This window comes from Kitasatospora sp. NPDC032121, assembly GCF_055580145.1.
Genome location: NZ_JBVILX010000001.1, coordinates 1,186,463 through 1,210,390, shown reverse-complemented (window position 1 = coordinate 1,210,390; position 23,928 = coordinate 1,186,463). Strand labels below are relative to the sequence as shown.

Here is a 23,928-nt window from a genome sequence, read left to right as displayed (position 1 = left end):
GCACCCAGAAGGAGTCAGTCGTGTCCGCGAACAGCTTCGACGCCCGCAGCTCGCTGCAGGTGGGCGACGAGTCGTACGAGATCTTCAAGCTCTCCGCCGTCGAGGGTTCCGAGCGGCTGCCGTACAGCCTCAAGGTGCTGCTGGAGAACCTGCTCCGCACGGAGGACGGCGCGAACATCACCGCCGACCACATCCGCGCCCTCGGCAACTGGGACGAGAACGCCCAGCCGAGCCAGGAGATCCAGTTCACCCCGGCCCGCGTGATCATGCAGGACTTCACCGGTGTGCCGTGCGTGGTCGACCTCGCCACCATGCGCGAGGCCGTCAAGGAGCTGGGCGGCGACCCGGCGAAGATCAACCCGCTGGCCCCGGCCGAGCTGGTCATCGACCACTCGGTCATCGCCGACAAGTTCGGCACCAAGGACGCGTTCACCCAGAACGTCGAGATCGAGTACGGCCGCAACAAGGAGCGCTACCAGTTCCTGCGCTGGGGCCAGACCGCCTTCGACGAGTTCAAGGTCGTCCCGCCGGGCACCGGCATCGTCCACCAGGTGAACATCGAGCACCTGGCCCGCACCGTCATGGTCCGCGGCGGCCAGGCCTACCCGGACACCTGCGTCGGCACCGACTCGCACACCACCATGGTCAACGGCCTGGGCGTGCTGGGCTGGGGCGTCGGCGGCATCGAGGCCGAGGCCGCCATGCTCGGCCAGCCGGTCTCCATGCTGATCCCGCGCGTCGTCGGCTTCAAGCTGACCGGCGAGCTGCCGGCCGGCACCACCGCCACCGACCTGGTGCTCACCATCACCGAGATGCTGCGCAAGCACGGTGTGGTCGGCAAGTTCGTCGAGTTCTACGGCGACGGCATCGGCTCCATCCCGCTGGCCAACCGCGCCACCATCGGCAACATGTCGCCGGAGTTCGGCTCGACCTGCGCGATCTTCCCGATCGACGCCGAGACCATCAACTACCTGAAGCTCACCGGCCGTGACGAGCAGCAGCTCGCCCTGGTCGAGGCGTACGCCAAGGAGCAGGGTCTCTGGCACGACCCGTCGCACGAGCCGGTCTACTCCGAGTACCTGGAGCTGGACGTCTCCACCGTCGTCCCGTCGATCTCCGGCCCGAAGCGCCCGCAGGACCGCGTGATCCTGGCCGAGGCCGCCGAGAAGTTCACCGAGGCGCTGCCGACCTACTCCGCCGAGGCCTCGAAGCCGACCGCCGTCACCGCCCCCGACGGCTCGTCCTACGAGATCGACAACGGCGCGGTCGTGATCGCCTCGATCACCTCCTGCACCAACACCTCCAACCCCTCCGTCATGCTGGGCGCCGCCCTGCTGGCGAAGAAGGCCGTGGAGAAGGGCCTGCACGTCAAGCCCTGGGTCAAGACCACCCTGGCGCCCGGCTCCAAGGTCGTCATGGACTACTACGAGAAGGCCGGCCTGCTCCCGTACATGGAGAAGCTGGGCTTCAACCTGGTCGGCTACGGCTGCGTCACCTGCATCGGTAACTCGGGCCCGCTGCCCGAGGAGGTCTCGGCCGCCGTCAACGAGTCCGACCTCGCGGTCGTCTCGGTGCTCTCCGGCAACCGCAACTTCGAGGGCCGGATCAACCCCGACGTCAAGATGAACTACCTGGCCTCCCCGCCGCTGGTGGTCGCCTACGCCCTCGCCGGCAACATGAACGTCGACATCACCAAGGACGCCCTGGGCCAGGACGCCGACGGCAACGACGTCTTCCTCGCCGACATCTGGCCGTCGGAGCAGGAGGTCGCCGACGTCGTCGCCGGCTCCATCGACGAGGCCATGTTCGACAAGGGCTACCAGGACGTCTTCGCCGGTGACCACCGCTGGCAGTCGCTCCCGGTCCCGACCGGCAACACCTTCGAGTGGGACGCCGAGTCCACCTACGTCCGCAAGCCCCCGTACTTCGAGGGCATGGCCAAGACCCCGAGCCCGGTGACCGACATCGCCGGCGCCCGCGTCCTGGCCAAGCTGGGCGACTCGGTCACCACCGACCACATCTCCCCGGCCGGCAACATCAAGCCGGGCACCCCGGCGGCGCAGTACCTGACCGCCAACGGTGTCGAGAAGCGCGACTTCAACTCCTACGGTTCCCGTCGTGGCAACCACGAGGTGATGATCCGCGGCACCTTCGCCAACATCCGCCTGCGCAACCAGATCGCGCCGGGCACCGAGGGCGGCTACACCCGCGACTTCACCCAGGCCGACGCGCCGGTGTCGTTCATCTACGACGCCTCGCAGAACTACCAGGCCGCCGGCATCCCGCTGGTCGTCCTGGCCGGCAAGGAGTACGGCTCCGGCTCGTCCCGCGACTGGGCCGCCAAGGGCACCGCGCTGCTGGGCGTCAAGGCCGTCATCGCCGAGTCGTACGAGCGCATCCACCGCTCGAACCTGATCGGCATGGGCGTCCTGCCGCTGCAGTTCCCGGAGGGCGAGAACGCCGAGTCCCTCGGCCTGACCGGCGAGGAGACCTTCTCCATCACCGGCGTGACCGAGCTCAACGAGGGCCGCACCCCGAAGACCGTCAAGGTCAAGGCCGGTGACAAGGAGTTCGACGCGGTCGTCCGCATCGACACCCCCGGTGAGGCGGACTACTACCGCAACGGCGGCATCCTGCAGTACGTGCTGCGCTCGCTGATCGGCTGAGTCCCGGCACAGGCCTGAGAGGGGCCGGACCGCACTTCGCGGTCCGGCCCCTCTCCGCTTTTGCATACTGCGCCGGTTGCCGCCGACCCCTTGTGCGGTGAACGGCGGATGGACTAAACCTCTGTGCCATCTGGTCCAGACCATTTGACGTCGCTACAGAGAACAGGTCCGGTATGCCCACTCGCGCCTCAGCCCTGCTCGCCGCCGCCACCGTCGCCGCGCTGCTCGCCGCCCCCGCCACCGCCAACGCCGCCGACGGACGGCACGGCCCGAAGCTGAAGGGCCAGCGGGTCGGCTACTTCACCCAGTGGGGCGCCGACAGCTCCGCCAAGCGGGTCCAGGAGTCCGGCCAGGCGGCCAGGCTCACCGTCATCAACTACGCCTTCGGCAACGTCTCCGCCGACGGCACCTGCTTCGAGAGCAACGAGCCCGGCCAGGGCGACGCCCGCGACGACTACCAGCGCTCCTTCTCCGCCGCCGAGTCGGTGGACGGCGTGGCCGACGCCCCGGGCCAGCCGCTGAAGGGCCACTTCAACCAGCTGCGCAAGCTCAAGGCGAAGAACCCCCAGCTGCGCACGGTCATCTCGCTGGGCGGCTGGACCTGGTCCAAGTACTTCTCCGACGCGGCCGCCACCGACGAGTCCCGCAAGAAGTTCGTCTCCTCCTGCATCGACCTCTACCTCAAGGGCGACCTGCCGGTCCTGGCCGACTCACCGGAGGGCGGCCGGGGCGCGGCCGCGGGCGTCTTCGACGGCATCGACATCGACTGGGAGTACCCGGGCGGCGGCGGGGACGCGGGCAACGTGGTCCGCCCCGAGGACGGGCACAACTTCACGCTGCTGATGCGGGAGTTCCGCGACCAGCTGGACGCGCTGAGCGGCAGGAAGGGCAAGCACTACCTGCTGACCGCCGCCGTGGCCGCCAACGAGACCGTCGCCGACCGGCTCGAACTGCCGCAGCTGAGCGAGTCGATGGACTGGCTGAACGTGATGACCTACGACCTGCACGGCCCCTGGGAGGGCAAGGGCCCGGCCAACCACCAGGCCAACCTGTACTCCGACCCGACCGACCCGGACCCTCGGCAGCGCAGCGCCGACACCGCCGTGACCCACTACCAGGAGCGCGGGATGCCCTCCGAGCAGCTCGTCCTCGGCGCCCCGCTGTACGGCCACGGCTGGACCGGCGTCGCCCCCGGCAAACGCGGCGGCCTCTTCCAGAGCGCCACCGCGTCCGCGCCCGACCGCTCCTACCGGGAGATCAACGAGCTGCCGGGCAAGGTCCACCTGGACCGCGACCACGGCGCGTCCTGGAAGTACGACGGCACCACCTTCTACAGCTACGACACCGCCGAGGTGCTCACCCAGAAGGCGCGGTACACGCGCTGGAACGACCTGGCCGGGGTGATGGTCTGGTCGCTGGACGGCGACGACGCCCAGGGCAGCGCGATCGCCGCGCTGGACCGCGGCCTGCGCCGCGACTGACCGGCCTCCCACGGCAGAGGGCCCCGGCCGCTCCCTGGATTCCAGGAGCGGCCGGGGCCCTCTTTCACGGCGGCCCGGTCACGGCGGCGTACGGCCGGCGCGGCCCGCGGCCCGCGGCCATCGCGGTGTGCGCTGCCCGTCAGGCCCGGTCGCAGGCCTGCGCCCGCAGCGCGCGGGCCAGGTCGTCCCGGCGCTCCAGCACCAGGCGGCGCAGCGCCGGCGCGGCCTGCGGGTGCCCGGCCAGCCAGGCGTCGGCCTCGGCCAGGGTCTGCTCGTCGGTCTGGGCGATCGGGAAGAAGCCACCGACGATCCGCATCGCGATCTCGATCGTCCGCTCGGCCCAGATCCGCTCCAGCAGCTTGAAGTACGGCGCCGCGTAGAGGGCGCTCAGGTCGCGCTGGGAGGGGATCGAGAAGCCGGCGGTGTTGGCCTCGACCAGGGCGCTCGGCAGCTCGTCCGAGTCGATCACGGCCGACCAGGCGGCGGCCTTGGCCTCCGCGGTGGGCCGGGCGGCCAGGCACTGGGTGTGGTGCCGCTTGCCGCTCGCGGTGTTGTCGGCGGCCAGCTCGGCGGCCAGCTCCTCGTCGGTGGCCTGGCCGGACGCGGCCAGCGCCAGCCACAGCGCCCAGCGCAGGTCCTGGTCGACCTCCAGGCCGTCGATCCGGGCGCTGCCGGACAGCAGGCCGCGGACCAGGCCGAGGTGCTCGGCGCCGCCCGCGGTCTGGGCGAGGAAGCGGGCCCAGGCCAGCTGGTGGTCGCTGCCGGGGACGGCGTCGCGCAGCTCGCGCAGGGCGCCGTCGGCGAGCAGCCGGCCGCCCTCGCCGCGCCAGGCCGGGTCGGCGTACAGGTCGACGGCGGTCTTGGCCTGGGCGTGCAGCGACTGGAGCACGCCGATGTTGCCCTCCTGGCCGGCGAACCGCAGTACCAGGGCGACGTAGTCGCGGGCCGGCATCAGGCCGTCCCGGGTGAGGTTCCACACCGCGGACCAGGTCAGCGCGCGGGCCAGCTCGTCGCGGATGTCGCCGAGGCCGGTGCGCAGGCCCTCCAGCGACTCCTCGTCGAAGCGGATCTTGCAGTAGGTCAGGTCGTCGTCGTTGAGCAGCACCAGCGCCGGGCGGGCCAGCCCGACGGCCTCGGCGACGACGGTCCGGGCGCCGGTGACGTCCAGCTCGATCCGGCTGGTGCGCACCAGGGCGCCGTCGGCGTCCCGGTCGTACAGGCCGACCGCGATCCGGTGCGGGCGCAGACCACGCGACGGAGTCGGGGAATCGTCCGCAGCGCCGTCCTGGAGCACGGCCAGCTCGGTGATCCGGCCCTCGGCGTCGGTGGTGATCTGCGGGGTGAGCGCGTTGACCCCGGAGGTCTGGAGCCAGGCGGCGGCCCAGGCCTTGAGGTCGCGGCCGCTGGTCTCCTCCAGCACCTCCAGCAGGTCGCCCAGCTCGGTGTTGCCGAAGGCGTGGCGCTTGAAGTAGCGGCGGGCGCCCTCGAAGAAGGCCTCCGAACCGACGTACGCCACCAGCTGCTTGAGGACGGAGGCGCCCTTGGCGTAGGTGATGCCGTCGAAGTTGAGCTTGGCGTCCTCGAGGTCCCGGATGTCCGCGGTGATCGGGTGGGTGGTGGGGAACTGGTCCTGCCGGTAGGCCCAGGCCTTGCGCTGGTTGGCGAAGGTGACCCAGGCCGAGGAGTAGCGGGTGCGGGCGCCGATCAGGCCGTAGGAGCCCATGAAGTCGGCGAAGGACTCCTTCAGCCACAGGTCGTCCCACCAGCGCATGGTGACCAGGTCGCCGAACCACATGTGCGCCATCTCGTGCAGGATGACGTTGGCCCGGCCCTCGTACGCGGCGTCGGTGACCTTCGAGCGGAAGACGAACTCCTCGCGGAAGGTGACGCAGCCGGGGTTCTCCATCGCGCCGATGTTGTACTCGGGGACGAAGGCCTGGTCGTACTTGCCGAAGGGGTACGGGTAGTCGAACTCCTCGTGGAAGAAGTCGAGTCCGAGCTTGGTGACGCCGAGGATCTCGTCCGCGTCGAAGTACGGGGCCAGCGACTTGCGGCACATCGCGGAGAGCGGGATCTCCAGCGCGGTGCCGTCGGCCAGCTCGCGGCGGTAGTGGTCGCGGGCGACGTGGTACGGGCCGGCGACGACGGCGGTGAGGTAGGTGGAGATCGGCTTGGTCGGCGCGAACTCCCAGGTACGGGCGTCGCCTTCGGCGGTGACGTTCTCGTGCGGGGCGTTGGACCACACGTCCCAGGCCGCGGGGGCGGTCACGGTGAAGGTGAACGGGGCCTTCAGGTCGGGCTGCTCGAAGTTCGCGAACACCCGGCGGGCGTCGGCCGGCTCGTAGTGGGTGTAGAGGTAGGTCTCGCCGTCCACCGGGTCGACGAAGCGGTGCAGGCCCTCGCCGGTGCGGCTGTAGGCGCAGTCCGCCTCGACGGTCAGCACGTTCTCGGCGGCCAGGCCGTCGACGTGCACCCGGGCGCCGTCGTAGGCGGTGGCCGGGTCGAGGGCGCGGCCGTTGAGGGTGACCGAGCGGACGGCGGGGGCGAGCAGGTCGAGGAAGGTGTCCGCACCGGGCTGGGAGCAGCGGAAGGTGACGGTGGTGGTGGACCGGAAGGTGCCGGCCGCCTGGTCCGGGGCCGAGGTCACGTCCAGCCGGACCTGGTAGCCGTCCACGGCCAGGATGCTGGCCCGCTGCTGCGCCTCGTCGCGGCTGAGGTTCTTGCCCGGCACGGCGGTACTCCTTTGTCCGGCTCGCACGGTGGTGCGCCTGTGGGTGGTGCGGTCTCGGCGCGGGGTGTGCTCCGCGCGCGGGGTCATCCTTTCACGGTCCGCGCCGTCAGTACCATTGCACAGGCTGCCGCGTTCGCACCGGAATCACCGGCGCCGGGCGGGTGTTGGCGTTCCGGGGACGGAACTCCTCCCCGCCTCGGACCACCTCACGAAGGACGACACGCAGTGACGACTGCCGCTGAGCGCAAGACCGCCGACTTCTGGTTCGACCCGGCCTGCCCGTGGGCGTGGATGACCTCCCGCTGGCTGATCGAGGTCCAGCAGCTGCGTCCGGTCGACGTGCACTGGCACGTGATGAGCCTGTCGGTGCTCAACGAGCACCGGGACCTCCCGGAGAGCTACCGGGAGCTGCTGGACAACGCCTGGGGCGCGGTGCGGGTCTGCATCGCCGCCGAGCAGCAGCACGGGCCGGAGGTCCTCGGCCGGCTCTACACCGAGCTGGGCCTGCGCTTCCACAACCAGGGCCTGCCGCAGAACCGGGAGACCATCGAGGCCGCCCTGGTGGCCGCGGGCCTGCCGGTCGAGCTGGCCGACGCGGCCGGCACGGACGCGTACGACGAGGCCCTGCGCGCCTCGCACAAGGAGGGCATCGGCCTGGTCGGCGAGGACGTCGGCACCCCGGTGATCGCGGTCGAGGGCGCGGACGGCGAGCGGGTGGCCTTCTTCGGCCCGGTGGTCACCCCCGCCCCGAAGGGCGAGGCCGCGGCCCGGCTGTGGGACGGCACCCTGCTGGTGGCCTCCACCCCGGGCTTCTACGAGATCAAGCGCACCCGGACGGCCGGCCCCTCCTTCGAGTGAGCACGGCTCCTTCGAGTGAGCACGGCGTGGAACGCATGAGCACCGCGAGGAACGCATGAGCACCGCGCGGAACGCGTGAGCGCGGCGTGGAACGCGGCAGGGCCCGGTACCCATCGGTACCGGGCCCTCGCCGTAAGCGCGTCCGGGTGGGTCAGCGCAGGGCGGCGGCGTCCCGGCGCTGCTTGAGCAGCCCGGCGACGGTGAGTCCGGCGACCAGCACGCCGGCCGCGTACAGCTGGTCGCGGTTGCCCTCGGTGGTGGTCATCAGGGCGAGGATGCCGACCACCGCGGCCATCGCGACCCAGGTCAGGTACGGGTAGCCCCACATCTTCACGGTGAGCAGCTCGGGCGCCTCGCGCTGCAGCCGGCGGCGCATCCGCAGCTGGACCACGCAGATGAACAGCCAGACCACCAGGATCGCCACACCGGTGGTGTTCATCAGCCAGGTGAACACGGTGTCCGGCCAGAACTTGGCGGCCAGCACGGCGCCGAAGCCGAACAGGCAGGAGGCCAGCACGGCTCTGCGCGGCACCCCGCCGCTGACCTTGGCCAGCGCCTTGGGGCCCTGGCCGCGGCCGACCAGCGAGTACGCCATCCGGGACGCGCCGTAGATGTTGGCGTTCATCGCGGACAGCAGCGCGACCAGCACCACCACCTGCATGATCGTTCCGGCGGCGGGCACCCCGAGGTGGCTCAGCACGGTGACGTACGGGCCGTCGGTGACGACCTTCGGGTCCTTCCAGGAGACCAGGGTGACGACCAGGGCCATCGAGCCGATGTAGAAGATCCCGATCCGCCACACCGCGGTGCGCACGGCGTTGGCGACGTTCTTCTTGGGGTCGTCGGACTCGGCGGCGGCGATGGTGACGGTCTCCAGACCGCCGTACGCGAAGACCGAGGCGAGCAGGCCGATGATCAGCCCGTCGATGCCGTTGGGCAGGAAGCCGCCGTGGCCGGTGAGGTTCGTGGTGCCGGGGGCGCCGGGGCCGATCACGCCGGCGATGCCGAGCCCGCCGAGGACCAGGAAGGTGACGATGGCGGCGACCTTGATCGCGGCGAACCAGAACTCGAACTCGCCGAAGTTCTTCACCGCGGTGAGGTTGCTGGCGCAGAAGAAGACCATGAACAGGGCGACCCAGACCCAGGCGGAGACGCCGGGTATCCAGCCGTTGACGATCTTCCCGGCGGCGGTGGCCTCGGCGGCCACGCCGCAGCAGAGCATCACCCAGTACATCCAGCCGGCCGTGATCCCGGCCCAGGGGCCGATCTCCTTCTCGGCGTGCACCGAGAACGAGCCGGAGGCCGGACGGGCGGCGGACATCTCACCGAGCATTCTCATGATCAGCATGACCAGGAGGCCGGAGAGCACGAACGCCAGGATGATCGCCGGGCCGGCGGCCGCGATGCCGGCGCCGGAGCCGACGAAGAGGCCGGCGCCGATCACGCCGCCGAGGGCGATCATGGACAGGTGGCGCTGCTTCAGCCCGTGGGTGAGCTGCTGGCCACCCGACGCCGGGGCGGCGGCCGGGCGGGGGCCTGCGGGGGTCCCGGTCGCCGTAGGGGCGGGGGTGGGGGCCATAGGGGCGGTTCCAGACTGTGCGGTATGCGACATGAGCTGTCCAATATCCGGCGGCGCCCCTGTCCATGCCAAAGATGATCGCTTCGGGCTCACGATGCGGACCATGTCGAAACCTAACGTGATCATGTTGTGACCAGGAGTCGTCCGGGGCCGGTTCCGACAACGCCCGACGGCCCGGGTTTGTCCGAAACCGTGCCGTTCGCGCAGTGGATCACCGCGTAGGTTCACAGGTGTTCACTCACCTGGACCTCACGGAGGAGCCCCGATGGCCACTGTCACCACCCCGATACCGCGCCGCGCCGTCCTCGCCGACCTGCTGCCCGCCGCCTCCACCCGGCTCGGCGCCCAGGCCCGCGACCTGGCCCTGGTGGCCGGCGGCGCCGCGCTGACCGGCGTGGCCGCCCAGCTGTCGGTGAACGTCCCCGGCTCGCCGGTGCCGGTCACCGGCCAGACCTTCGCCGCCCTGCTGGTCGGCACCGCGCTCGGCGCCCGCCGCGGCGTCGCCTCGCTCGTGCTGTACATGCTGGCCGGCATGGCGGGCCTGCCCTGGTTCGCCGAGGGCACCTCCGGCTGGGCGACGGCCTCCTTCGGCTACGTGCTCGGCTTCGTCCTGGCCGCCGCCCTGACCGGCGCACTGGCCCGCCGCGGCGCCGACCGCACCCCGGTCAACACCGCCGTCACCATGGTCCTCGGCAGCCTCGCCATCTACGCGGTCGGCGTCCCGTACCTCGCCCTGTCGCTGCACGTGTCGCTCGCCCGGGCCGCCGAGCTCGGCCTCTACCCGTACCTGGTCGGCGACGCCCTCAAGGCCGCCCTCGCCGCCGGCGCCCTGCCGCTGGCCTGGAAGCTGGTCGGCCGGCGCTGACCCGCCCGGCCGGCGCCGACCCACCGGGCGACTCCACCGGGCGACTCCACCGGCCACCCCGGTCGGCGCACCCGTTGTCGGGCCCGGGCGCACGCGCATGCCACACTCATGGCATGCGCGTGTACCTGGGCTCCGACCATGCCGGATACGAACTGAAGAACCACCTCGTGGAGTGGCTCAAGGGGGCCGGCCACGAGCCGGTCGACTGCGGGCCGCACATCTACGACGCCGAGGACGACTACCCGCCGTTCTGCCTGCGTGCCGCCGAGCGCACCGCCGCCGACGAGGACGCCCTGGGCATCGTGATCGGCGGCTCGGGCAACGGCGAGGCGATCGCCGCCAACAAGGTCAAGGGCGTCCGGGCCGCGCTGGCCTGGAGCGTGCAGACCGCCGAGCTCGGCCGTCAGCACAACAACGCCAACGTGATCTCCATCGGCGGCCGCATGCACACCCTGGAGGAGGCCACCGAGTTCGTCGAGGTCTTCCTCAAGACCCCGTACAGCGGCGAGCCCCGGCACACCCGCCGGATCGAGATGCTGAGCGAGTACGAGACCACCGGCGAGCTCCCGCCGATCCCGGCCCACCACCCCCAGGGCTGATCCCCCCACCCACCCTCCCCGGCCGGCCGCACGCTCCCGTGCGACCGGCCGTCGCCGTCTCCGGACACCCCGGAAACCGCGGGACGGACGCCCCCGGAAGCCGCGTGACGCGCCCGGGACGACCCCGCACCGCCTGTGGGATCGGCCACAGGCCACCGCTCGCCGACACCCCCGCACGCGGGGCGCACGCGCCGCCCACGCGGTCCGTACGCCCAACCCGCGTACGCCTCCTGACGGCGCGCCCGCAACCCCGCCGATCGGCCGAAACCCACTGGGCGCCCCGCGCTCCGGCACCCGTGACCGCCCCCGGCCCGTCGACGCCGGGCGGTGCCCGTGGATAGGGTCGGACCCCATGGCTGGCAGAGCGCCGGGCACACCGCCCCAGACGACTGCGACGAGGCCCGGCGCCGCCCCGGCGTCCGAGTCCGTGACGGCCCGGTTGCGCAAGAGGGTCCGCCGGGTCCGCCGAAGGCTGCGCACAGCCGGTGTGGACTACTTCCGCGGCGGCGCCGCCGACTGGCCGGTGCTCTGCGCGCTCGCCCTGCTCGTGCCGCTGCTGATCCTGCTCAACATCTGGATGCCCGACTGGGCCCCGCCCACCTCCCTGGTCCTGCCGATCCTGGCCGGCGCCCTGCTGCTGCGCCCCGGCAGCCTGGTCGTGCTCTACGCGCTGGCCGCGCTCGGCCTCTCCTCCGAGTCCGTGATCCACACCGGCCAGCGGGTCGCCAGCGACAACCCCGAGGCCTACCTCTACGGCGTGACCCCGGGCGCGGCCCTGGTGGTCGGCGCCGCCGGGGTGGGCGGCCTGCTGCTCGCCCAGTTCCGGGCCCGGGTCGGCGTGCCCTGGTGGGGCGGCTCCACCATGCTGTTCGACCTGCGCGAGCGGCTGCGGGTGCAGAGCCGGGTGCCCGAGCTGCCGGACGGCTGGCACGCGGACATGGCGCTGCGCCCGGCCGGCGGCCAGTCCTTCTCCGGGGACTTCGTGGTCGCCGCGCGCACCGGCCCCGGCCAGCGGCTGCTGGAGGTGGTCCTCGCGGACGTCTCCGGCAAGGGCATGGACGCCGGCTCCCGGGCGCTGCTGCTCTCCGGCGCCTTCGGCGGCCTGGTCGGTTCGCTGCCCGCGCACGACTTCCTGCCCGCCGCCAACGGCTACCTGCTGCGTCAGTCCTGGGAGGAGGGCTTCGCCACCGCCGTCCACCTGGTGCTGGACCTGGACACCGGCGAGTACGAACTGCTCTCGGCCGGGCACCTGCCGGGCATGCAGCGGCTGGCCGGGGAGGGCCGCTGGGAGGTCAAGCAGGCCGAGGGCCCGCTGCTCGGGATCTACGACGGCGCCAAGTTCGACGGCGTGCGCGGCCGGCTGAACCGTGGCGACGTGCTGATGCTGTGCACCGACGGCATGGTCGAGGCGCCGGGCCGGGACCTCACGGAGGGCATGGACCGGCTGATGGGGGAGGCGGACCGGCTGGTGCCCGGCGGCGGACCCGGCACGGGCACCGGCGCCGCGGCCGCGCTGATCGAGACGGTCGCCCGGGACATCAACGACGACCGCGCCGTGCTGCTGCTCTGGCGGGACTGACATCCGTCCCGGGGCACATGCCGAGGGCGCCCGCCGCTGTCAAGCCTGGCAGCTGATCTTCAGCCAAATCGGACGGCCCGTCGACTGACCGGACCAGTGGCTTCCGCTACCCGCCCCCGACCGTTTTCCGGCCGCTCAGCCCGGCCCCGCCGACGATTCGTCAGGATGGCTCCGCTATCGTCCCGGTCGGCGGAAAGTCGTCTCGCACCGCAGGATATCGGCGTTGGACTGACTTTCAGACCTTTACGCAATCGGCACGGTCGACCACACTGAGTCCGGGCGGGACTGTTCAGGATTCGGGGGATGGGGGGCGTCACGTGCGGCACGACAGACAGCGGTCGACGCTGGGCTCCCTCGCCGGCGGCGTGCCGGACGGTCCGCGATTCCGCCTCGGGACCGTCGGACAGGCCGGGGTCCGGCTTTCGCAGGTGCCGCCGGGTGGTGGCACCCCGCTATGAAAACGAGGAAGTGAGTCCGGGTGGCACTCTCCGTCTCCGCACTGGTCCTGTTCGCGATCCTGTGCATCATCTTCATCCGCAACAAGCAGATGAAGATCCCGCACGCGATCGTCGCCGCCCTGTTCGGCTTCATGCTGCACGAGACCACGGTCGCGGGCTCCATCAACTCGCTGCTGGCCAACCTGGCGCACAGCATCTCCGGCATCACCGGCGGCTGATCCGGCCGGGCCGACCACCGGCGTCGGCACGCCCGGAGGTGATCGGGCGAGCCACCGTCACCGGCCGGCCCGTCTGGCTTCCCGCCAGCGAGCGAACAGTCCCCGGGGGCGTGCCGCCGCCGGGGCCGGGACACGCATCGGTGCGGGTGCCACGGCACCCGCCGACGTGTGCTGCCCCGCTGTCGTGGGCTCGGCCGCCAGCAGGACGAACAGCCGCGCCCAGCACAGCCGTTCACCCCGCGGCCAGTCCAGCGCGCGCAGTGCCGCCGACGCCGCCTCCGACACCTCGCCGCCCACCCGGACCTCGGCGACGTCGTCCCCCGCCTTCCCGCCCAGGAAGAGCTTGACGCCCACCGGCCCCGGGCCGGTCAACTCCGTGCGCAACGCGGGCGCCAGCGCGGGCAGCACCCGGTGCTCGGCCAGCCAGCCCGCCAGGTGCTCGTTGCCGAAGCCGAACACCGCGGCCGGTCCCTGCACCGCGCGCCAGCCCGGGAGTCCGGGCAGGTCCGGACGGTCGGCGTGCCCCCCGCGGTCGGCCGCGAACCCGACCAGCACCGAGGCGGTGGTGGTCGCCCACATCTTCACCGCGTTCGCGAGCTTCTCCTCCTCGGTCTTGCCGAGGCCGGCCGCGCAGTCCCACACCACCGGGGCGTCCGCCCGGCCCAGGTGCAGCACGAAGCCGAGGTCCACGTGCCCGGCGCCGTCGTCCCCGGGGTGCTCGCGGACCGCCACCGCCGTGGTGCCGGGGCCGCGGACCACCTCGCCGTCCGGGCGGAACACCTGGCCCAGTCGCGCCATCTCCCGGACCACACAGCGCTGAATGACGGCCAGTCGCTCCTGCGGACGCACCGGGACTCCTCCACCTCGGGGAGCGCGGCGGTTGGGGTCGCGCTCGAACTGCGCTCGAACGCGCCGAGGCTATCGGCCCGACAGCCCACCGGGAAACCGCGCGGACCCCGTGGTCCTCCGGTCGCGAGAATGTCCTGTATGCCCCACTTTGGGCAGCGGAACCTGAAAGCCGTCCGCCCGGAGGACCCGCATGCCCCGCACCACCGCCCCGCCGCCACCCGTCCTCCTCGCCCCCGGGCCGGCGCCGTCCGGCCCCGCGGGCTCCGGGCTGGTCGCCGAGATCGAGGCCTACCTCGCCTCGCTGCCCGCCCCCGCGCGCACCCCGACGCCGTACGTCTGCCCGTACGGCAGCACCCCGCGGCCCTGGCAGGCCGGCCACCCCGAGCCCAGGGCCACCCTGCTCGACCGGGCGCTCGGCCGGCCCGCCCGCCCCGTTCCGGTCAGCGCGGCCGACCACCTCAGGCTCGCCTCCCGCTACATCGGGGCGCACGGCTGGCTCCAGGGCGCGATGTGGGACGAGGCCGGCCGGGTCTGCCTGCTGGGCGCGCAGGCCGCCGTCCTGGCGCACGGCTACGGCACCCCGGCCACCGTGCGCACCGCCCGGGTCCAGCTGATGGAGGTGCTGCACGCCACCGGCCGACCGGCGCGTTCCCCGGACGAGTACAACGACCGCCCCACCACTCGTGAGGGCGACGTCCACCGGCTGCTGGACCGGGCCGCCGCCCGGGCCGCCCGGCTCGGGCTCTGAACACGCTCCGGGCTTCGGACGCCCGCCCGGCCCGGAAACGCCGACGGCCCCGGTGTGCTGAGCACACCGGGGCCGGACCGGAGAGCGGGCGACGAGAATCGAACTCGCGTGACTAGTTTGGAAGACTAGGGCTCTACCATTGAGCTACGCCCGCACGACGCTCCCAGCCGTCACCGGCCGGAAGTTCGGGGGACAGCCTACCTGGTCCGGGCGCCCGAGTGCACACCCCATCGCGCACGCCTCCCCTGCGCGCCCGCGCGGTTCGGGCGCGTCGCGCCCGCGCGGAACAAGCTGAACAACTCGGCGAGCCGTGCAGGCCCGGCGTGTACGCTTCCTCTCGGCACCACGGGGTGTGGCGCAGTTTGGTAGCGCGTCCGCTTTGGGAGCGGAAGGCCGTCGGTTCGAATCCGGTCACCCCGACAGTGCGGCAGGGTCTCGCCCACCGGGGCGGGGCCCTGTTCTGTATCGGAGCTGCACGACGGCGGTACGGTGGCGTCTGGCGTCCGCCTTTCGTGGTACCGGTAGGATGGGGCGCTGGCGGTAGTCCCTGTGGCGTCCACCCAGGTCAACCGCACGAGGGCGAGGAGTCAAGCTCACCGTCCACCCCACGGGAGATGCAGCTCCAACCGCCCATCGCCCGTCTCGTCCGACCCCTTCCGGCTCCGGCCGGGTGACGGGGACGGGCGGAGACAACCTGACCGCAAGCCCATAGGAGACCAAACCGTGAAGAGCGCCGTCGAGACTCTGAACCCGACCCGGGTTCGACTCACCGTCGAGGTGCCCTTCGAGGAGCTCAAGCCCAGCCTCGACGCGGCGTACAAGAAGATCAACCAGCAGGTCTCGGTCCCGGGCTTCCGCAAGGGCAAGATCCCGAACCGGGTCATCGACCAGCGCTTCGGCCGTGGTGCCGTGCTGGAGGAGGCCGTCAACGACGCCCTGCCGCGCTTCTACACGCAGGCCGTCGACGAGGGCAAGATCGAGGTCCTCGGACAGCCCGACATCACCAACATCGAGGGTGTCGAGAAGATCGCCGACGGCGGCGACCTCAAGTTCACCGCCGAGGTGGACATCCGCCCGGAGATCACCCTGCCGGAGTTCTCCTCCATCGAGGTGACCGTCGACCCGATCGCCGTCTCCGACGAGGACATCGAGAAGTCGCTGGAGCAGCTGCGCGAGCGCTTCTCCTCGGTCAAGGACGTCGAGCGCGCCGCCACGGCCGACGACATCGTGGTCGTGGACCTGGTCGCCAAGGTCGACGGCGAGGTGCCGGAGGACGGCACCGCCAACGGCGTCAGCTACGAGATCGGCTCGGGCCGCCTGATCGACGGCATCGACGAGGCCGTCATCGGCCTGTCGGCCGGCGAGGAGAAGACCTTCGAGACCGAGCTCAAGGGTGGCACCCAGGCGGGCAAGACCTCCGAGGTCACCGTCACCGTCACCGCCGTCCAGGAGAAGGAGCTGCCCGAGCTGGACGACGAGTTCGCCCAGCTGGCCAGCGAGTTCGACACCCTGGAGGACCTGCGCGCCGACTCCCGCAAGCGCCTCGAGCGCATGAAGGAGTACGACCAGGCCACCCAGGCCCAGGAGAAGGTCCTGGACGCGCTGCTCGCCCTGGTTGAGATCGAGTACCCCGAGAAGCTCCTCAAGGACGAGGTCGAGACCCGCAAGCACAACGTGGAGCACCACCAGCTCCAGCCGATGGGCCTCACCCTCGACGCCTTCCTGGAGACCCAGGGCAAGACCCGCGAGGAGTGGGACGCGGAGATCGAGGAGCAGGCGAAGAAGGGCATCAAGACCCAGTTCGTCCTGGACCAGATCGTCGCCAACGAGGAGCTGGGTGTTAACCAGGAGGAGCTGACCGAGCACCTCATCCGCCGCGCCGCCGGCTCGGGCCTCACCCCGGACCAGTTCGCCCAGCAGGTCGTCCAGGGCGGCCAGGTTCCGCTGCTGGTCGGCGAGGTCGCCCGCGGCAAGGCGCTGGCCACCGTGGTCGAGGCCGCCAAGGTCGTCGACACCGAGGGCAACGAGATCAACTTCGACGACGAGGACGAGACGGCCGAGGCCGCCGCCGAGGAGATCGCCGCCGAGGAGAAGACCGAGGCCTGAGCGCCCCGGTAGCCCCTCCAGGCTGCAGCGGGCCCGGACGCCGTACGGTGTCCGGGCCCGCTGTCGTCCCACCCGCGGCCGCCGCGACCCTGCGCTCACAGCGAACAGTTCTGCGTGAGGGATTCTGCGGCCCGGCCTGCGCGTTAGGGTCCTTGGACAGCAACAATCACGACGTGATACCCGGAAGCTGTGCGACACCGTGACGGCCGTGGAGCGACCGTCCAAACCGACTGAGCAGGTGGCTAAGTGACGTTCCCGCAGATGCAGATGCCTGGCCCGATGGCGCCGCACGCCGCCGCTGGTGACGTGCTCGGCGGCCTTGGCGACCAGGTCTACAACCGGCTGCTCAACGAGCGGATCATCTTCCTCGGCCAGGCGGTCGACGACGACATCGCCAACAAGATCACCGCGCAGCTGCTGCTGCTGGCCGCGGACCCGGACAAGGACATCTTCCTCTACATCAACTCCCCGGGCGGCTCGATCTCGGCCGGCATGGCGATCTACGACACCATGCAGTACATCAAGAACGACGTCGTCACCATCGCGATGGGCATGGCGGCCTCGATGGGCCAGTTCCTGCTGACCGCGGGCGCCCCGGGCAAGCGCTTCTCGCTGCCCAACTCGACCATCCTGATGCACCAGCCCTCGGCCGGCCTCGGCGGCTCCGCCACCGACATCCGCATCCAGGCCGAGCAGCTGCTCCGCACCAAGAAGCGGATGTCCGAGCTGATCGCGCACCACAGCGGCCAGTCCTTCGACCAGATCACCGCCGACTCCGACCGCGACCGCTGGTTCACCCCGGAGGAGGCCCTGGAGTACGGCCTCATCGACGCGATCATGCACAGCGCCGCGGACGTCCCCGGCGGCGGCGGCACGGGCGCTGCCTGAGCCTCGGCCCGGCCCGCGACACCACAGCCCCAACGCCCCGGAGGACAAGGACCCCCATGAACATCCCCAGCCTGTCGGCCGCCCAGGCCCGCGTCGAGGACATGCGCGCCGAGGGCCGCTACATCGTCCCGCGCTTCGTCGAGCGCACCACGCAGGGCATCCGCGAGTACGACCCGTACGCCAAGCTGTTCGAGGAGCGCATCATCTTCCTCGGCTCGCAGGTCGACGACGTCTCGGCGAACGACATCATGGCGCAGCTGCTGTGCCTGGAGTCGATGGACCCGGACCGCGAGATCCAGATGTACATCAACTCGCCCGGCGGCTCGTTCACGGCCCTGACGGCCATCTACGACACCATGCAGTACGTGAAGCCGGACATCACCACGGTCTGCATGGGCCAGGCGGCCTCCGCCGCCGCCGTGCTGCTCGCCGCCGGCACCCCCGGCAAGCGGATGGCGCTGCCGAACGCCCGCATCCTGATCCACCAGCCGTACACCGAGACCGGCCGCGGCCAGGTGTCCGACCTGGAGATCCAGGCCAAGGAGATCTTCCGGATGCGCGAGCAGCTGGAGGAGATGCTCTCCAAGCACTCCAACCGGTCGGCGGAGCAGGTGCGCGACGACATCGAGCGCGACAAGATCCTCACCGCCGAGGAGGCCGTCGAGTACGGCCTGGTCGACCAGATCATCTCCACCCGCAAGACCTCGCTGACCTCCTGAGGTCGGCTCCCTCCCAGCCCGCGAGCGGGCCGGGAGGGGCGCGTCGGGGGGGGGGGGGGGGGGGGGGGGGGGGGGGGCGGCGCCCCCCCCCCCCCCCCCGGCCCATCGGCGGGCCCGCGCGACGGCATCTGTTCGGTATCAATTCGCCCAGGGCGTAGGGCAGACCTGGCGAAGAGGACGGAATCACGAGCCCGGCAGAGTACCGTCGGATAGCGAGACCGAGCGCCGTCGGCGTTGACGGTCCACAGCACCAGGCCCCGGAACCCTGCGGGGCCCCTGGCGAAGGGGAAGCACCTCGTGGCACGCATCGGAGACGGTGGCGACCTGCTCAAGTGCTCGTTCTGCGGCAAGTCGCAGAAGCAGGTGAAGAAGCTGATCGCCGGCCCAGGCGTGTACATCTGCGACGAGTGCATCGACCTGTGCAACGAGATCATCGAGGAGGAACTCGCCGAGACCTCCGAGGTGCGCTTCGAGGAACTCCCGAAGCCGCGCGAGATCTACGAGTTCCTGGACCAGTACGTGGTCGGCCAGGACCTCGCCAAGAAGGCGCTGTCGGTCGCCGTCTACAACCACTACAAGCGCGTCCAGGCCGGTGAGGCGGGCCGCAGCGGTGGCAACGGCCGTGAGGACGCCATCGAGCTGGCCAAGTCCAACATCCTGCTGCTGGGCCCCACCGGCTCCGGCAAGACGCTGCTGGCGCAGACCCTGGCCCGGATGCTGAACGTGCCGTTCGCGATCGCGGACGCCACCGCGCTGACCGAGGCCGGCTACGTCGGCGAGGACGTCGAGAACATCCTGCTCAAGCTGATCCAGGCGGCCGACTACGACGTCAAGAAGGCCGAGACCGGGATCATCTACATCGACGAGATCGACAAGGTCGCGCGCAAGAGCGAGAACCCGTCGATCACCCGGGACGTCTCCGGCGAGGGTGTGCAGCAGGCCCTGCTGAAGATCCTGGAGGGCACCACCGCCTCGGTGCCGCCGCAGGGCGGGCGCAAGCACCCGCACCAGGAGTTCATCCAGATCGACACCACCAACGTGCTGTTCATCGTCGGCGGCGCGTTCGCCGGCCTGGAGCGGATCATCGAGGGCCGCGCGGGTGCCAAGGGCATCGGCTTCGGCGCCAACATCCGCTCCAAGCGGGAGTCGGACGCCAGCGACCACTTCCGCCAGGTGATGCCCGAGGACCTGGTGAAGTTCGGCATGATCCCCGAGTTCATCGGCCGTCTGCCGGTGATCACCAGCGTGCACAACCTGGACCGCGAGGCGCTGCTCCAGATCCTCACCGAGCCGCGCAACGCGCTGGTCAAGCAGTACCGCAAGCTGTTCGAACTGGACGGCGTGGAGCTGGAGTTCTCCCGGGACGCGCTGGAGGCGATCGCCGACCAGGCGATCCTGCGCGGCACCGGCGCGCGCGGACTGCGGGCCATCATGGAGGAGGTGCTGATGTCCGTGATGTACGAGGTCCCCTCGCGCCAGGACGTCGCCCGCGTGGTGGTCACCGGTGACGTGGTCTCCAAGCACGCCATCCCCACCCTGGTGCCGCGCGACATGATCAAGCGCGAGCGCCGGGAGAAGAGCGCCTGACTCGAAGACCCGCATGCGAGAGGGGCCCGCACCGGATCCGGTGCGGGCCCCTCCTCGTGCGCGCGCGGGCGTTACCTGGCGACCTTCATGGCGTCCCGGATCGCCCGGGTCCGCTCGGCGGCCTGGGTGACGGTGAGGGCCTGGGCGCCCCCGCCGGCGGAGACCTTGGTGAAGGTCACCCGGGCGTAGGTCGACTTGTCCGCCCAGATGCAGACCGTGGACTGGGTCTTGAGGGCCTGCAGCGTGTAGACGCCGCAGGAGAGCCGGCCGTTGGAGGCGTGGCCGTCCTGGGCCGGGAAATCGGCCAGCGGAGTGCTCCAGGCGAGGCCCGACCCGCCCTTCTTGGAGTCCTCGATGATCTGGTCGGGGTCGTTGATCGTCCCGTACAGGCCGGCCACGGAGATGCCGTCCGTCGGGTCGCCGCCCTTGTTGTAGGTGGCGACCACGACGTTGAGGTTGCTGCCGTACTTGTCGGCGTCCTTCGCCTCGGGCTTGGACGGGTCGACGGCCTCCTCCTTGGCGGTCTTCTGGACGTAGCCCTCCGGGAGGTTCTGCGGGGTGGAGATCTTGTAGCTGCCGCCGGAGTCGCTGCCGCCCGAGCCGCCGAGGAACTTCCAGGCGGCGAAGCCGCCGCCGCCCAGCACCAGCGCGCCGACGACCAGCGCGATCACCAGGCCGCCCTTGCCCTTGGGCTGGGGCGGCGGCGGGTAGCCCGGCTGCCCGTACGGCGCCTGCGGCGGCACACCGTACGGCTGCTGGGGCGCGCCGTAGGGCTGCTGCGGCGGCTGGCCGTACTGCGGCTGGCCGTACGGGGGCTGGGGTGCGCCGTAGGGCTGCTGGGGCGGCTGGCCGTACTGGGGCGGCTGCCCCCCGTACTGCGGCGGCTGGCCGCCGTAAGGCTGCGGCTGTCCCTGCGGGTACTGCTGTCCCTGGCCGTACATCTGCGTTCGTGCTCCCCCGCCGCACCCGCGGCCTGTCGTGGTGTCCGGTCGTTCCGGACCCGTCCGGTCCACCGGACGGGTTTTCGGGCACGCTACCGCACGGTGCCGGGCGGGGGCCGTCCGGCGGCGGCCCGCCCGGGCGCGCCGGAAGTGGTTTCGTGACCCTCCCCCCTGTTACGTAAACTGTGCGTCGTGACCGACACGACGAACCAGCGCCCCGTGAGCACCTCTGCCGGGGACGAAGCAGCAACCCTCCCGACGACCTACACCCCCGCGGACGTAGAGGGCGAGCTGTACGAGCGCTGGGTAGACCGTGGGTACTTCGCCGCGGACGCGAACAGCGACAAGCCCGCGTACACCATCGTCATCCCCCCGCCGAACGTCACCGGCGTCCTGCATCTGGGCCACGCCTTCCAGCACACGCTGATGGACGCGCTGACCCGCCGCAAGCGCATGCAGGGCTACGAGACGCTCTGGCTGCCCGGCATGGACCACGCCGGCATCGCCACCCAGAACAAGGTCGAGCAGCAGCTCGCCGAGGCCGGCCTGTCCCGGCACGACCTGGGCCGCGAGGCCTTCGTCGAGAAGGTCTGGGAGTGGAAGAAGAGCTACGGCGGCCGCATCCTCGGCCAGATGCGCCGCCTCGGCGACGGCGTGGACTGGTCGCGCGAGCGCTTCACCATGGACGAGGGCCTGTCCCAGGCCGTCCAGACCATCTTCAAGCGGCTCTTCGACGACGGCCTGATCTACCGCGCCGAGCGCATCATCAACTGGTGCCCGCGCTGCCTCACGGCGCTGTCCGACATCGAGGTCGAGCACGAGGACGTGCCGGGCGAGCTGGTCTCGATCCGCTACGGCGAGGGCGACGACTCGATCATCGTCGCGACCACCCGGGCCGAGACGATGCTGGGCGACACCGCGGTGGCCGTCCACCCCGAGGACGAGCGCTACAAGCACCTGGTCGGCCGCACCATCAAGCTGCCGCTGACCGACCGTGAGATCCCGGTCGTCGCGGACGAGCACGTCGACCCGGAGTTCGGCACCGGCGCCGTCAAGGTGACGCCGGCCCACGACCCGAACGACTTCGCCATCGGCCAGCGCCACGACCTGCCCAACCTGTCCGTCATGGACGAGCGCGGTGCGATCACCGTGCACGGCCCCTTCCTCGGCTTGGACCGGCTGGAGGCCCGTTCGGCCGTCGTCGGCGCGCTGCGCGAGCAGGGCCGGATCGTCGCCGAGAAGCGTCCGTACATGCACGCGGTCGGCCACTGCTCGCGCTGCCACACCGTGGTCGAGCCGCGGCTGTCGCTGCAGTGGTGGGTCAAGGTCGAGCCGCTGGCCAAGGCCGCCGGCGACGCCGTCCGCGACGGCAAGGTGGAGATCCACCCGAAGGAGCTGGAGCGCCGCTACTTCGACTGGGTCGACAACATGTACGACTGGTGCATCTCGCGCCAGCTCTGGTGGGGCCACCGGATCCCGGTCTGGTACGGCCCCGAGGGCGAGGTCGTCTGCGTCGGCCCGGACGAGCAGCCGCCGACCGGCGAGGGCTGGGTCCAGGACCCGGACGTCCTGGACACCTGGTTCTCCTCCGGCCTGTGGCCGTTCTCCACGCTCGGCTGGCCGGAGAAGACCGCCGACCTGGAGAAGTTCTACCCGACCGACGTCCTGGTGACGGGCCACGACATCATCTTCTTCTGGGTCGCCCGGATGATGATGTTCGGCCTGTACGCGATGGACGGCGAGGCGCCGTTCAAGACCGTCGCCCTGACCGGTCTGGTGCGCGACGAGTTCGGCAAGAAGATGTCGAAGTCCTCCGGCACCGCGGTCGACCCGCTGGACTGGATGGACGCCTACGGGGCCGACGCCGTCCGCTTCACCCTGGCCGGCGGTGCCAACCCGGGCGCCGACGTGCCGATCGGCGAGGACTGGGTCAAGGGCTCGCGCAACTTCTGCAACAAGATCTGGAACGCGACCCGCTTCGCGCTGATGAACGGCGCCACCGTCGAGGGCCCGCTGCCCGCGCCGGAGGAGATGACCGCGGTCGACCGCTGGATCCTGTCGCGGCTGAACGCCACCGTCGCCAAGGTGGACGCGCTGTACGACGACTTCCAGTTCGCCAAGGCCACGGACGCGCTGTACCACTTCGCCTGGGACGAGGTCTTCGACTGGTACGTCGAGCTCTCCAAGACCACCCTGGGCAAGGGCGGCCCGCAGGCGGACGCCTCGCGCCGGGTCCTCGGCGAGGTCCTGGACGTCACGCTGCGGCTGCTGCACCCGATCGTCCCGTTCGTCACCGAGGCGCTGTGGACGGCGCTCACCGGCGCCGAGTCGCTGGTCGTGGCCGAGTGGCCGAAGGACAGCGGCTACCGTGACGCGGCCGCCGAGTCGGAGATCGCCACGCTCCAGCAGGTGGTCACCGAGGTCCGCCGGTTCCGTTCGGACCAGGGCCTCCAGCCCGCGCAGCGCGTCCCGGCCCGGCTGGAGCTGGCCGGCACCGTGCTGGCCGTCCACGAGGACGCGATCCGCTCGCTGCTGCGGCTGACCGTCCCCGAGGAGGGCTTCGCGGCCACCGCCTCGCTGCCGGTCGCCGGCGCCACCGTCGCGCTGGACCTCTCCGGCACGATCGACGTCGCGGCCGAGCGCAAGCGCCTGGCCAAGGACCTCGCGGCCGCCGAGAAGGAGAAGGCCCAGACCACCGCCAAGCTCGGCAACGAGGCGTTCCTCGCCAAGGCGCCGGACGAGGTGGTCGCCAAGATCCGGGGCCGTCAGGAGGCCGCCGAGGCCGACATCGCCCGGATCACCGCCCAGCTCGCGGCGCTGCCGCAGGGCTGAGCCGCCGGTTTCGCCGAAGGCCGTACTCCGCGACGCGCGGGGTGCGGCCCTCGGCGTTTTCCGGGGCTGCCTTCCGGGCCCGCCTTCCGGGTCGCTTTCGCTACGCCTAATAGCCCAGCAACATTGCTCCCTTCCGGCGAATTATCATCCTGCGACCGGGTGAGGTCCTATTCCGAGCGAATTGATTCCGGTCTTGCCCGCGCGCGTTCGCAGAAGTTTGCAGG

The 23,928-nt window shown here is 71.3% G+C and carries 17 protein-coding genes and 2 tRNA genes; 14 read left to right on the top strand and 5 right to left on the bottom strand.

All coding sequences use genetic code 11. The features are described from left to right. The first annotated feature begins 20 nt into the window (after positions 1–20). Positions 21–2,666 (top strand): aconitate hydratase AcnA, encoded by a 2,646-nt coding sequence (gene acnA, locus ACZ5OX_RS05630; protein ID WP_465628840.1) that lies wholly within the window; start codon positions 21–23, stop codon positions 2,664–2,666. 173 nt (positions 2,667–2,839) lie between these two features. After that, positions 2,840–4,147 (top strand): glycoside hydrolase family 18 protein, encoded by a 1,308-nt coding sequence (locus ACZ5OX_RS05625; RefSeq protein ID WP_449792688.1) that lies wholly within the window; start codon positions 2,840–2,842, stop codon positions 4,145–4,147. Positions 4,148–4,286: 139 nt separating this feature from the next. Here the strand turns inward: ACZ5OX_RS05625 and pepN are convergent, their stop codons facing one another. Beyond that, positions 4,287–6,878 (bottom strand): aminopeptidase N, encoded by a 2,592-nt coding sequence (gene pepN / locus ACZ5OX_RS05620; RefSeq protein ID WP_465628839.1) that lies wholly within the window; start codon positions 6,876–6,878, stop codon positions 4,287–4,289. Between the two features lie 225 nt (positions 6,879–7,103). On the opposite strand from pepN, the gene ACZ5OX_RS05615 reads away from it, so the two are divergent. Then, positions 7,104–7,736 (top strand): mycothiol-dependent nitroreductase Rv2466c family protein, encoded by a 633-nt coding sequence (locus ACZ5OX_RS05615; protein WP_402413188.1) that lies wholly within the window; start codon positions 7,104–7,106, stop codon positions 7,734–7,736. A 151-nt stretch (positions 7,737–7,887) separates the two neighbouring features. Here the strand turns inward: ACZ5OX_RS05615 and ACZ5OX_RS05610 are convergent, their stop codons facing one another. Next, positions 7,888–9,315, bottom strand: a complete 1,428-nt coding sequence (locus ACZ5OX_RS05610; protein ID WP_465628838.1) for an amino acid permease — start codon at positions 9,313–9,315, stop codon at positions 7,888–7,890. 265 nt (positions 9,316–9,580) lie between these two features. Here ACZ5OX_RS05610 and ACZ5OX_RS05605 point away from each other — a divergent pair, with 265 nt between their 5' ends. The 4 genes from ACZ5OX_RS05605 to ACZ5OX_RS05590 all read left to right on the top strand — a co-directional run bounded on the left by ACZ5OX_RS05605 (position 9,581) and on the right by ACZ5OX_RS05590 (position 13,034). Then, positions 9,581–10,180, top strand: coding sequence for a biotin transporter BioY (locus tag ACZ5OX_RS05605; RefSeq protein ID WP_465628837.1), 600 nt, complete (start codon positions 9,581–9,583; stop codon positions 10,178–10,180). A gap of 113 nt (positions 10,181–10,293) precedes the next feature. Beyond that, positions 10,294–10,779, top strand: coding sequence for a ribose-5-phosphate isomerase (locus ACZ5OX_RS05600; RefSeq protein ID WP_392884322.1), 486 nt, complete (start codon positions 10,294–10,296; stop codon positions 10,777–10,779). Between the two features lie 352 nt (positions 10,780–11,131). Continuing rightward, positions 11,132–12,358 carry a PP2C family protein-serine/threonine phosphatase gene (locus ACZ5OX_RS05595; protein ID WP_392884321.1) on the top strand — a complete coding sequence of 409 codons (1,227 nt, stop codon included), beginning with the start codon at positions 11,132–11,134 and terminating at the stop codon, positions 12,356–12,358. A 478-nt stretch (positions 12,359–12,836) separates the two neighbouring features. Beyond that, entirely contained in the window at positions 12,837–13,034 is a 198-nt protein-coding gene (locus tag ACZ5OX_RS05590; protein ID WP_359914825.1) for a hypothetical protein, read from the top strand. A 57-nt stretch (positions 13,035–13,091) separates the two neighbouring features. Here ACZ5OX_RS05590 and ACZ5OX_RS05585 read toward each other — a convergent pair whose 3' ends face one another. Beyond that, positions 13,092–13,883 (bottom strand): DUF6348 family protein, encoded by a 792-nt coding sequence (locus tag ACZ5OX_RS05585; protein ID WP_465628836.1) that lies wholly within the window; start codon positions 13,881–13,883, stop codon positions 13,092–13,094. 190 nt (positions 13,884–14,073) lie between these two features. On the opposite strand from ACZ5OX_RS05585, the gene ACZ5OX_RS05580 reads away from it, so the two are divergent. Then, complete coding sequence (locus tag ACZ5OX_RS05580; RefSeq protein WP_465628835.1) at positions 14,074–14,631, top strand: DUF6197 family protein; 558 nt, start codon at positions 14,074–14,076, stop codon at positions 14,629–14,631. Positions 14,632–14,714: 83 nt separating this feature from the next. On the opposite strand, the gene ACZ5OX_RS05575 is transcribed toward ACZ5OX_RS05580, so the two are convergent. Continuing rightward, a tRNA-Gly gene (locus ACZ5OX_RS05575) sits at positions 14,715–14,785 on the bottom strand. A gap of 192 nt (positions 14,786–14,977) precedes the next feature. Here ACZ5OX_RS05575 and ACZ5OX_RS05570 point away from each other — a divergent pair. The 5 genes from ACZ5OX_RS05570 (at position 14,978) to clpX (ending at position 19,931) form a co-directional block, all read left to right on the top strand. Then, positions 14,978–15,051, top strand: a tRNA-Pro gene (locus tag ACZ5OX_RS05570). Between the two features lie 303 nt (positions 15,052–15,354). Further along, positions 15,355–16,737, top strand: a complete 1,383-nt coding sequence (gene tig, locus ACZ5OX_RS05565; protein WP_465628834.1) for a trigger factor — start codon at positions 15,355–15,357, stop codon at positions 16,735–16,737. A gap of 267 nt (positions 16,738–17,004) precedes the next feature. Continuing rightward, a complete protein-coding gene (locus ACZ5OX_RS05560) occupies positions 17,005–17,625 on the top strand; it encodes an ATP-dependent Clp protease proteolytic subunit (protein WP_392884367.1) in 621 nt (206 codons plus the stop codon). A gap of 56 nt (positions 17,626–17,681) precedes the next feature. Further along, the gene (locus ACZ5OX_RS05555) at positions 17,682–18,344 is read left to right on the top strand and encodes an ATP-dependent Clp protease proteolytic subunit (protein ID WP_392884317.1); all 663 of its coding nucleotides are present in this window, start codon (positions 17,682–17,684) and stop codon (positions 18,342–18,344) included. A gap of 297 nt (positions 18,345–18,641) precedes the next feature. After that, complete coding sequence (gene clpX / locus ACZ5OX_RS05550) at positions 18,642–19,931, top strand: ATP-dependent Clp protease ATP-binding subunit ClpX (protein WP_045696864.1); 1,290 nt, start codon at positions 18,642–18,644, stop codon at positions 19,929–19,931. 71 nt (positions 19,932–20,002) lie between these two features. Here clpX and ACZ5OX_RS05545 read toward each other — a convergent pair whose 3' ends face one another. Further along, positions 20,003–20,872, bottom strand: a complete 870-nt coding sequence (locus tag ACZ5OX_RS05545; RefSeq protein ID WP_465628833.1) for a hypothetical protein — start codon at positions 20,870–20,872, stop codon at positions 20,003–20,005. A 192-nt stretch (positions 20,873–21,064) separates the two neighbouring features. Here ACZ5OX_RS05545 and ACZ5OX_RS05540 point away from each other — a divergent pair, with 192 nt between their 5' ends. Then, the gene (locus ACZ5OX_RS05540; protein ID WP_465628832.1) at positions 21,065–23,704 is read left to right on the top strand and encodes a valine--tRNA ligase; all 2,640 of its coding nucleotides are present in this window, start codon (positions 21,065–21,067) and stop codon (positions 23,702–23,704) included. Positions 23,705–23,928 lie beyond the last annotated feature (224 nt).

What these genes read in the sequence shown, in the direction of transcription:
- ACZ5OX_RS05595 (WP_392884321.1), top strand. Translation starts at nt 11,132, where the DNA reads ATGGCTGGCAGAGCGCCGGGCACACCGCCCCAGACGACTGCGACGAGG.
- ACZ5OX_RS05580 (WP_465628835.1), top strand. Translation starts at nt 14,074, where the DNA reads ATGCCCCGCACCACCGCCCCGCCGCCACCCGTCCTCCTCGCCCCCGGG.
- ACZ5OX_RS05600 (WP_392884322.1), top strand. Translation starts at nt 10,294, where the DNA reads ATGCGCGTGTACCTGGGCTCCGACCATGCCGGATACGAACTGAAGAAC.
- ACZ5OX_RS05610 (WP_465628838.1), bottom strand. Translation starts at nt 9,315, where the DNA reads ATGGCCCCCACCCCCGCCCCTACGGCGACCGGGACCCCCGCAGGCCCC.
- ACZ5OX_RS05560 (WP_392884367.1), top strand. Translation starts at nt 17,005, where the DNA reads ATGCCTGGCCCGATGGCGCCGCACGCCGCCGCTGGTGACGTGCTCGGC.
- ACZ5OX_RS05545 (WP_465628833.1), bottom strand. Translation starts at nt 20,872, where the DNA reads ATGTACGGCCAGGGACAGCAGTACCCGCAGGGACAGCCGCAGCCTTAC.
- ACZ5OX_RS05555 (WP_392884317.1), top strand. Translation starts at nt 17,682, where the DNA reads ATGAACATCCCCAGCCTGTCGGCCGCCCAGGCCCGCGTCGAGGACATG.
- ACZ5OX_RS05625 (WP_449792688.1), top strand. Translation starts at nt 2,840, where the DNA reads ATGCCCACTCGCGCCTCAGCCCTGCTCGCCGCCGCCACCGTCGCCGCG.
- ACZ5OX_RS05605 (WP_465628837.1), top strand. Translation starts at nt 9,581, where the DNA reads ATGGCCACTGTCACCACCCCGATACCGCGCCGCGCCGTCCTCGCCGAC.